The organism is Pseudomonas sp. PNPG3, assembly GCF_023093815.1.
Classification (GTDB): domain Bacteria; phylum Pseudomonadota; class Gammaproteobacteria; order Pseudomonadales; family Pseudomonadaceae; genus Aquipseudomonas; species Aquipseudomonas asiatica.
Genome location: NZ_JALLKV010000097.1, coordinates 1 through 9,188, shown reverse-complemented (window position 1 = coordinate 9,188; position 9,188 = coordinate 1). Strand labels below are relative to the sequence as shown.

Genomic DNA, 9,188 nt, shown 5'->3' with positions numbered 1-9,188 from the left:
CACAGCATCCGGGATTAGCTAAACGATTTGAATGTTGGGTTAATGGAGCAGTTACGATCAAGCCAAGCAGACGTTGATCTTCTTTTGCTCGGGCAGATTGAGGCTCGGCCAGCCAGGCGTAGTAGCCGCTGGGGTGCACCTTGAGGGTTTGGCAAAGGCGCCGCACCGGGTAATCAGTCGAGTGCTTCTTGATGAAGGCGTACTTCAGCCGCACTCCTTGGCAAAGTACGCGGCGGCCTTTTTTAAGATGTCTCGCTCTTCCGTCACGCGCTTGAGTTCAGCGCGCAGCTTGCGCAGTTCGGCCTGCTGATCGTCGTCTTGCTGACGCTGCTCTTGGGGCTTGCTGTAGACCTTGATCCAGGCGTAAAGGCTATGCACGGACATGCCCAGGCGCTGGGCGACATCGGCGACAGGTTTGCCTTTTTCGGTCACTTGCTTGACCGCTTCGATCTTGAATTCTTCGGGGTAACGCTGACGACTCATGGCACCTCCTATTTGGGCCTCATTATGAGGCTTGGAGGTGTCTAGGAAACCAGGGGCGATTCAATTCTTACTAATGCTTCGGAAACGGCCAAAAAATACATTTTAAGCAAAATTGAGGAAGTAGCTCACGACTTGGACCAGCTTAAAGCAAAGCATAATGAAATTAGCCTAAGAATTAGTTCGCTGCATCTGGCCAGTAAATCCATGCTTAACGTTATGGAAGTTTACAAGCTCCTTTTGAACGAGCATGGGCGAATGCGAGTAAATAATTTCCTAATCGGTCAAAACGTAAGACTCACTATAACGCCTATTAAGAAAAAACATTTCTTCATGGATATTCACTTGGCTGATGAGCACATTGACCGCATCAGTGTCACCCCGGATGGATACACTGCCGAAAAGAGGCCCCATCTCTAAATTGCTACCAGCCCTAAAATGCACCCAATCAAAGATTGGGCACCTTTTAGGGCTACCATAAATTTTATTCATGTGCAAAATTCATCGCTTCTCCCCTAGCTCTTTGCGATCTGACTTTTTCAGTGAGTTCGCTAATTGGCAATGCCTTGCTGAATAGCCATCCTTGAACAAGTGCATCAGGACAGAAACCAAGAATTGCTTTTTTCTGCGCTTCCGTCTCCACGCCCTCAAAAATTATTTTTGCGTTTAAAGCTTTTGCTATTTCATGAATCTTTTGCAGCACTACTGCTGCCGGAGAATCTGTTCCAGCAGCTTGTGAGAACGACTTGTCAATTTTTATAACATCAACATTGAGCCCGGCCAGATAGGATAGACTTGAATATCCTGAGCCGAAATCGTCAATTAATACTTTATAACCAGAAGCTCGAATGGACTCAATTTTTTGTTTGACCTGGCTAATTTCAGCCGTTGCCCCTTCAAGAATTTCAATTGCAATCTGACTAGCTGATACGCCGTGACTTCTTGCTGTATCTGATATGTGTCGAATTAGACCGCCATCCAGCAGGTCCTTGGTTTCAATGTTAAAGCTCAAATATACTCCCGGATGGCAAGCCAGGCCTCTCGAACACTCTTCCAAAGCCCTATTAACAATCAGCTTGCTCAGCTTCTCTTGCAAACCAAGATCTTCCGCTTTTTGGATGAAGACATTTGGAGGGACTGATCCGAATTTCTTATCGTGCCAGCGCGCCAAAACTTCGAACCCGAAAACCTTGCCGGTCTTGCCATGAACAATTGGCTGATATGCAGTTGATATTAGCCCATTTCTAATAGCGTATTTTAAACGATATGAAAGTGAGTTTCTAACTCTACGATATTGGTGGGCAGCATAGAAGGCCAACAAGCCCAAAGAACAGCCAATTAATGCGATAAACAGGATAAGAGTAGGCTTGCTGGCCTTGAAAACATTTGCTTGAATGTTCGAGTTAACACAAATGTCGTATTTTTCAGAGCACACTCTTGCAGATGCGCTGCTTAGGATATTTCCTTGCTGAAAATCGCCGAACGTGCGCATGATGGTTTTGCCGTCACGAGAGACAACAAATGCACTTAATTCTGCTGGCGGTGATTCAAAAGGTGCAAATGCGGTGGGTGACGTAACCACAAATGAGTTTTCTTTTGCTGAAACATCAATTTTTATTGCACCAGGAAAATAGCTTGAAGCTCCACCCCACAGCCTAACATTGTTTTTCGTAAGTCTACCTTCACCATCCAACCTGAAAGCGGGGATTACGCCCCACATAGCGGAGCAAGTAATAGTGTTGTTTTTTATTCGCCCTGCATCTTTTACAAAGTGATATTCATATAAAACTCGTCTTAACGTGTCTAGGTCAGTTGGCCCGCAAGACTCGTCAGAGGTATTGTTTAGCTCATCAAGTGCAGCTGTAAGGTTTCCTGCGACCATTTCGGCATGATTGAGAATAACCTTAGCGTGGGACTCTATCCTGTTATCTGCACTAGCCAACCATAAAAGCTGTGTCACTCCAAATGAGAACAGCACTCCAACTGCCAGGCATCCAGCCAGATAGCACAGAGTGCTTTTTTCGAGCTTTTTCATGCGCACCGCCCCCCCATGATTCCCTATTTCCGTCTTATGCCATATCTCTGTGGGGTTGCATAGGGGCTATATGAGCATTTTCAACCATCACGCTATGCGTGACGGCGCTGGACAAATGCAGCGCCAAAAGCAGGCCCTAACAAGTCAGAGCCAGCCGGACAAATCCGGCTAAAAACCAAAGCCTCGGACAAGTCCGAGTCGCTGGACAAATCCAGCGAAAAGCAGACCTGACAAATCAGGTCTAGCCGGACAAATCCGGCTAAGAGCAAAAGCAGTCCGCAGCGCATGTTATAATGTATTTATAAAATTACTCCGTGTTGCCTGTCGTAAAAATAAACCCGTTTCATATCACCACCACACTTTGCTTCGCAAAGCCGCTTCGCTTGCGGTAGTGATAACGGGTTCCTCGCCGGAATGGCAGAAGCAAAAGCAGCGCAAAATCTTAAATCAATTATCAACATGAGGAAAAAATGAATGGCAAAAAAATCACATCAATGATATTCAAAATTGCCAATTACACCAATAAGGTTAAAACCAACATAGGTGGTCGCAGGCATTATCATAAAAGTATCAGGCACTCGCTCCGCATACCCCTGACACCTCCCAAAAAATTAGAATGGCTCGAAGATAAATCTAATAGAAATCTGCTATGGACTCCCAAAACAGGAATTGTTCCACTTGACTCAATATCAAATGAACAGCGAGAAGGTATACTTGAAAAGATTGCCTCTGATGCGATACAAGTCAAAGAATCGGCAGAGCAAAAATCTGAGCTGGTGCATGAGCGCAGCAAGCTGAAACACAAATTCAACAAAGCATCCAAGCAGGAAACCGATATAGCCACAATTCAAGCATTTCAAAATATCTTAAACGTCAGTGGCGTTGCTGATATTGATCAATTATTGGGCGACCTCGACCAGTTCGACATTAAACGCAAAAATCAAAAGATGGAAAATGCCAGAAAACTCTTGGAGTGCCACAACAAAATTCAGGCGTTAACCATTCCCAAAACACGCATTGACTCGACAGTCCTGCAAGAAGCATTCTTTAAATTCCCTGACAAAAATCAGGTTGAAGGAATCTCGCCAGAAGACCGTATAAACCATATTTTGCGCTTTTATAAGGCAACATTACCAGACTACCCAGTTTTATTCGTGGCCTTTCATGGCGATGAAAATGTCGATGGAAAGGACCATAGCGACCATCCTCATATTTTCGTATCCGGTAGAAACTCTATCACTGGGCTTTACGACATAAAGCGAGCACAGGTTTCTGCCGTAAATAAATATTTAGAAAAGCACAAGCCAAGCGTGCCACAGATTAACTACCCCATGACCTGGGCTGAATCGCAGTTATTCGGTGGATACATCCAAGATATGTTTTATGCTTTTACCAATAACTACCTATTAAAACAAACGCCTAACCGAGCAAGGAAACATGTCAAGAGCGAGGAGCACACTCGTAAATTGCGAGAAATTCAGATGGAGGCAATGAAGCCGAAATCTGAACGTGCGTTTAACCTCTACACACTTGCCCAGGAGCGAAAGGTCAAAGCAGAGCAAGAAGCCGAGCTAGCGCAGCACCGCCGTATTAAGGCAGAACAGGCCGCAGAGGACGCCGTAGAGCGCCATAGACTGGCCGTCGAGGCCACCATAGAGGAATACGAGCAGGCAAACGCCTATCGTCGTAGTTCTGAGCATTATAAGGATGTTTTGGCCAAGGACCGTGCAGACCATGCCCAGGAGCAAGCAGACCATTCCAGAATAAAGGCCGAGCTAAAAATATTCAGGACAAACCTTTCCGACTTGATAGATGGAATTACGAACTGGATTGAAGAAACATTTGCGGCGAGACGCCAAGACATTCAGGATAAGTATTTAGAGCAGGCCAGAAAGGCATATGAGAGGGTTCGTAGCAATGATAAAACAGACGATAAACGTTTTACGAAAAAAGCAGAAAGTCAAGTAGACGCTCGCCTTTCAGAACTGGAACTATATGACCAAGCCGTTTTAAAAGCACCATCAGTGAATGAAATTAGGGGAAGAATAATAAGGCCTTAGTATAATAAAAAGCCACCCGAAGGTGGCGCAAATAAACTATCATCCAACCCTAACAGAATAACATATTAATTTGAAAATACGCCTTTTAACCCCAGGCTGGCTGGAATGATATTTATCACTACGATTTTCTCTTTTGGTTTTTCAGTCAATTTCTTGCTGAACTCCAAATAGGTTAGCACCGCATTTACCCCATCAAAAGAAACGTCCTTCATCATAACGGTTCTGCTTGCAACTGCATTAGCCGTTATCCCACCAATTCCGATATATTTATCAATCGCCCTAGGCATAACCACTTCCACATCTGCATTGGCTTTGCCGACTACGGATTGGAACTTAGAAATAGCTGCGCCAATTTTTGCCGCACTGTATTTCCCACTGCTCATATCGTCAATATTTACAATGAGCTTATGCCTTTCATTACCTGACCAATTGGAGGTGGCCAATGTGTTAAGGTATTTTGAGAAGGCTTCTCCATCTTGTAAGCTCGATGAAGTCAGAGAAATATTGCTTAGCAAGCCATTGGGAGCCACAGGTGAAGAGTCAATAGGCGTATAGTCAGGCTGAACGGTGGCACAATTGCTATTGCTGACTATCCAGCTTTCTCCATAAGGGAAAGTTTCCACTCCCTTAGTATCTTTGGCTTTAATTCGATAATACTCAATACTGCCGGTGTAACCTGCTGGACACGGGTCGGTTTTCTTTTCTTGAACCACATCAGTAATCTGTGCGACACAGGCTGTTGCATCGATTGATTTGACAGTGAATTTAGTATCACTTGCCTTAGAGTTAGAACTATACGTGGTGACATATGCCCCAGCCTTATACACCGTTCCAGAATAGGTGCCCTTCGGCACGTTATAATACTCATCGCACGATTGCTCTTGGCTACCATCCTTGCTCTCTGTTACTTGGGTAGGGATGAGCTTGCAAGTGCTTGAAACATTCACCCAGCCAGAATAGTTTCTCTTGGAGCCATCAGTCCAAATTTCATGGGTTTGTTTCTGCGAAATTGATCCTGTCTCGCCAACCGCACAAGCAACAGTTCTATTTTCAGTTTGAATGCTTTGCTTTATCGCTGCACAGGTCTTTGTTAAGTCAGTCCAAGCAGAGTAGTTTCTTTTGCTCCCGTCAGACCATAACTGATAGGTTCGCTTCTGCGTCCACACACCACTCGGCTGAGCCGCAGGGCATTTTAGTGATTGGGTTTCAGTTTGAGTTGATTTGTAGGATGGAGCAGTTGGAGTGCAAGTGTTGGATTGCAATACCCATCTGCCTATTGTTCTTGGTGTAGGGTCAGTCCAACTACAAAAATCAGATGGAGATCCAACATTAGTTGGGTATCTGAAACTAGCTGTGTAAGTTTTACTCCCGGCATATCCAGATGGACATGCAACTTCGGCAATGCAGTTGGCTATGCCGTGCGGTGTGTTTCCGGTAGACCTTGATGCATATGCATCAAGGGTGATTAATGTAAAAAAGCAAATAGCTGCGACCGCTTTTGTATTCATTGTGTATTTAGGCTTTTATTATTACATCATACTATTTATTCCTAGTAACTGCGTCATCAAAAAACAAAACCCCTTAAAGTTTGCACTTTAAGGGGTAAATGTTAGTTTATATAAAGGAGTAGAGATTATGCGCCGCCAAGCCATTTAATTTCTACATTATCAGTTTGCTAATTCAGTTTAACATTTAAGAATTAAGTTGCAAGGATAAAACATAATCTTCTCCTAAAATTAAGAAAAATTTTAGAGGAGAATATGCGTGATACACAAACAGCCCTTGAGCTTTACAAGTCAAAACTTCCACCCAAGCCATACCATACGAATAATTACACCTTCGGCAAACAGGTAGGCTCTTTAAAATCAGCCCTCAAATCTACCTATCTACAACCAAACTCACTAACACATAAGTATTTCATTATTCTTGATTTAGACAGTGATACCAGTGTGCTGGACTGGACAGATAAAGGCTTACCACCGCCACATCTAATTGTTAGAAATTTGGATAATGGTCGTTCACATATGACTTACATTTTAAATACATCCGTCAAAATCGACGTAAGCGGTCGTTTAAAGCCTCTCAAATACTGTTCTGACGTGGAGCACGGCCTTGCTGTCAGAGTGGGCGCAGACATGAATTATAACGGCTTGCTGACCAAGAACCCGTTTAACTCATCTGCCTTTAAGGTTCTATCTTTTGCTGATCAACCTTATGACCTGGACTACCTTGCTGAGTTTGTGGATAAGGATTTAGTTAAAAAGCAGCGAGAAGATAAGCAGAAGAAAAACATAGAGGATGGCTTTGCTTCTGGCAGGAACTGCACTCTGTTCGACAATTTGCGGATATGGGCATATAACAATTGGCAGCACTACCACCCCGCAGAGTTGCAGTCGGTGATTCATGAACAGGCAGAGCAATTTAACAACTTTGAATGCCAGTTAGGACGCAGAGAGGTCGATACCATCGCTAATAGTGTCTATCGTTTTATAAGCCGTAATTTCTCGATGGAGAGATTGAACGAGTTGAAAAGCGAGAGAGCAAAGCAGTCAAGGCAGAAAAGCTCTGCCAATCTTATCTACGTGGATGGCAAGCCTTGGGAAAAAGAGGGAATACCTGAATCAACTTACTATTACAGGGCAAAGAAAAAAGAACGAATAATTCTGGCAAATGAAAAGCCATGGGAAAAGTTAGGTATCGGCAGGACAAAATGGTATGAGCTTGGCAAGCCATCATCTTTATAAGGTGCGGACGAAAAGTTGGAGTTTTACTATATCAGGGATAATAGCCCCGTAGGGGAAGTGTCTTGGCAGGCCTTTCTCCCTACTAGTCCAATATTTTTGCCTACACCGAAAAAATTTCCCTTCTACGGTCAATCACCTTTTGGATTTTCTCCCGATAGGTTTTCCAGATGGGTATATCAAAGGATATGCTTTGCTCAACAATCAGGCGTGCATGAGCTTTGCAATGTCTATCAAGAAGTCTCCACGCATCCATTTTAATGCTCAAATCGTCTTGATTAAATATTGCAGGATTGAAAGAAAGAAAGAACTCTAAGACTTTTACCCCTTCTATTCGGTCGGAGAGGATTACCCTTTCTAATTCACGAATTGAATTATTGATCTGAATTACTGCGCCCTCATAATCGCTTGCTTTATCCATTGCAATGCACTCCCTTTTTCAGAGCATAGATGCAGCCTAGAAGGCTGTCAATTCCTTTGCGCTTGCACGAAAGGCTTCGTGAGACAAAAGTTGCACTTTACTATATCAGGGATAATAGCCCCGGAGGGGCTGTCTTGGCGAAGGCTATTCAAATATACACTAAATATTTTGCTCTGGAATGCGCCAGGGGCATTCAAGTCAACACGGCGCATAGTCTGAATCATTTCGGGTTACGCATACGGATATGGTTCCCCCTGACCAGAGCCTCACATTTTAGCTGGTAAATCTCTCCGACTCGAAAAGCATAAAAGTCTTGTGATTCTACCGGGACAATTTTCTTTTCTATCCTATGGTCTTCATCGTCGAGATCCATAGTGGTGACTAACGCCAAGCAGACAATTCCCTCATAATCGTTCGGGTCATTTCCACTGTCCAAGTCGAAATACCAGTCCTGAACCGATGAAATGCTATGGATTTCGATAATTTTCTGTCGCATCCTTTGCCTCCTGCTTTTGGTGTTTCACGACACTAAAAATAATTCTCTACTCAAGGCAATAATACTTTGGTCTAATAAAAACCGCCTTGCTAGGCGGTTTGGTCAAGAGCTTTACGGTGTTGTGGCTCCATTTGCGTTATCTCTACTGAATTTCAGCGCAATAACTCCGCTACCGTTGGTTCCGCAGTAAGTAGATACGTCTGAGATTTTGTAGCTGTCATTGTATTTAACAGTTCCGACACTATCCCATCCCACTGCTTTTTGAGATTTCACGATGTTCGCACAAACCTCACCCTTGGGGATGTTTGTGTATTGAATAGAAAATCCGCTTGGACTTTGCCCTTCAATTGTCACCTCTCCGCCAAACACGTTCTGAACCTTGATGCCGCCCTTAGTAGTTTTTAAGCTGCTTGGATAGATGCCAAGGTTCATGGCCAATCTGTTCCCGCCCGCTGTCAGTTGTGCGGTATCTTCTGATGCAAAGAGCTGTTCCGTTTGAGAGAATATTGTTGACAGCTCTTTATTAACCGTTGATGCATTGCTAGAATTTCGTGATTGTGAGTAAAGTGCAAATACTCCCGCCACAACTGCTGCAAAAATTGCGAACCATATAAGGGCCTCGATTAGTGTAAGCCCGTCGCTGTTCCTTGTTTTTATTTTCATTGGTGTTGATGTTTGTTATATTAACTATCCTACCACTTTTTATTTTGTTTTAGCCTTGCAATTGGTATTTTAAATGTTACGCTGTTTTTAGCTGGTGTTTTTTGTTGTTATTAAATATTTAGCTAACGTTGTTATCAAACCGTCCGAAAGGGCGGTTTTTTGTGCTCTATCCTTGACCTGTGGGGCTTGTTCTAGGATTATCCAGCTCGTGCATTCCCCTATGTAATGCACATCTCTTAGGGATGGTCTGAAATAGCCCTGTATTTCTGACTGACTTCAGCCTACGCTGATT

At 43.7% G+C, this 9,188-nt stretch carries 7 protein-coding genes and 1 pseudogene; 2 read left to right on the top strand and 6 right to left on the bottom strand.

Annotated features, from left to right (window positions below; translation table 11 throughout):
* Both MJ643_RS29750 and MJ643_RS29745 read right to left on the bottom strand, forming a co-directional pair.
* Positions 1-483 (bottom strand): annotated as a pseudogene (locus MJ643_RS29750) (transposase); the annotation flags it as partial.
* Positions 484-964: 481 nt separating this feature from the next.
* Positions 965-2,515 carry an EAL domain-containing protein gene (locus MJ643_RS29745; protein ID WP_247727227.1) on the bottom strand — a complete coding sequence of 517 codons (1,551 nt, stop codon included), beginning with the start codon at positions 2,513-2,515 and terminating at the stop codon, positions 965-967.
* A gap of 470 nt (positions 2,516-2,985) precedes the next feature.
* On the opposite strand from MJ643_RS29745, the gene MJ643_RS29740 reads away from it, so the two are divergent.
* Positions 2,986-4,575, top strand: coding sequence for a DUF4670 domain-containing protein (locus tag MJ643_RS29740; protein WP_247727226.1), 1,590 nt, complete (start codon positions 2,986-2,988; stop codon positions 4,573-4,575).
* 65 nt (positions 4,576-4,640) lie between these two features.
* Here MJ643_RS29740 and MJ643_RS29735 read toward each other — a convergent pair whose 3' ends face one another.
* Complete coding sequence (locus MJ643_RS29735) at positions 4,641-6,083, bottom strand: hypothetical protein (RefSeq protein ID WP_247727225.1); 1,443 nt, start codon at positions 6,081-6,083, stop codon at positions 4,641-4,643.
* A gap of 252 nt (positions 6,084-6,335) precedes the next feature.
* Here MJ643_RS29735 and MJ643_RS29730 point away from each other — a divergent pair, with 252 nt between their 5' ends.
* Positions 6,336-7,319, top strand: coding sequence for a replication initiation protein (locus MJ643_RS29730; protein WP_196184973.1), 984 nt, complete (start codon positions 6,336-6,338; stop codon positions 7,317-7,319).
* Positions 7,320-7,419: 100 nt separating this feature from the next.
* Here the strand turns inward: MJ643_RS29730 and MJ643_RS29725 are convergent, their stop codons facing one another.
* The 3 genes from MJ643_RS29725 to MJ643_RS29715 all read right to left on the bottom strand — a co-directional run bounded on the left by MJ643_RS29725 (position 7,420) and on the right by MJ643_RS29715 (position 8,896).
* A complete protein-coding gene (locus MJ643_RS29725; protein WP_196184974.1) occupies positions 7,420-7,737 on the bottom strand; it encodes a hypothetical protein in 318 nt (105 codons plus the stop codon).
* 220 nt (positions 7,738-7,957) lie between these two features.
* The gene (locus tag MJ643_RS29720; protein WP_028699718.1) at positions 7,958-8,233 is read right to left on the bottom strand and encodes a hypothetical protein; all 276 of its coding nucleotides are present in this window, start codon (positions 8,231-8,233) and stop codon (positions 7,958-7,960) included.
* A gap of 111 nt (positions 8,234-8,344) precedes the next feature.
* On the bottom strand, positions 8,345-8,896 hold the full coding sequence (locus MJ643_RS29715; RefSeq protein WP_080983678.1) for a type 4 pilus major pilin: 552 nt from the start codon (positions 8,894-8,896) through the stop codon (positions 8,345-8,347).
* Between the last annotated feature and the right edge of the window lie 292 nt (positions 8,897-9,188).

Coding starts and splice junctions, on each gene's coding strand:
- MJ643_RS29745 (WP_247727227.1), bottom strand. CDS start 2,515: ATGAAAAAGCTCGAAAAAAGCACTCTGTGCTATCTGGCTGGATGCCTG.
- MJ643_RS29740 (WP_247727226.1), top strand. CDS start 2,986: ATGAATGGCAAAAAAATCACATCAATGATATTCAAAATTGCCAATTAC.
- MJ643_RS29735 (WP_247727225.1), bottom strand. CDS start 6,083: ATGAATACAAAAGCGGTCGCAGCTATTTGCTTTTTTACATTAATCACC.
- MJ643_RS29730 (WP_196184973.1), top strand. CDS start 6,336: ATGCGTGATACACAAACAGCCCTTGAGCTTTACAAGTCAAAACTTCCA.
- MJ643_RS29725 (WP_196184974.1), bottom strand. CDS start 7,737: ATGGATAAAGCAAGCGATTATGAGGGCGCAGTAATTCAGATCAATAAT.
- MJ643_RS29720 (WP_028699718.1), bottom strand. CDS start 8,233: ATGCGACAGAAAATTATCGAAATCCATAGCATTTCATCGGTTCAGGAC.
- MJ643_RS29715 (WP_080983678.1), bottom strand. CDS start 8,896: ATGAAAATAAAAACAAGGAACAGCGACGGGCTTACACTAATCGAGGCC.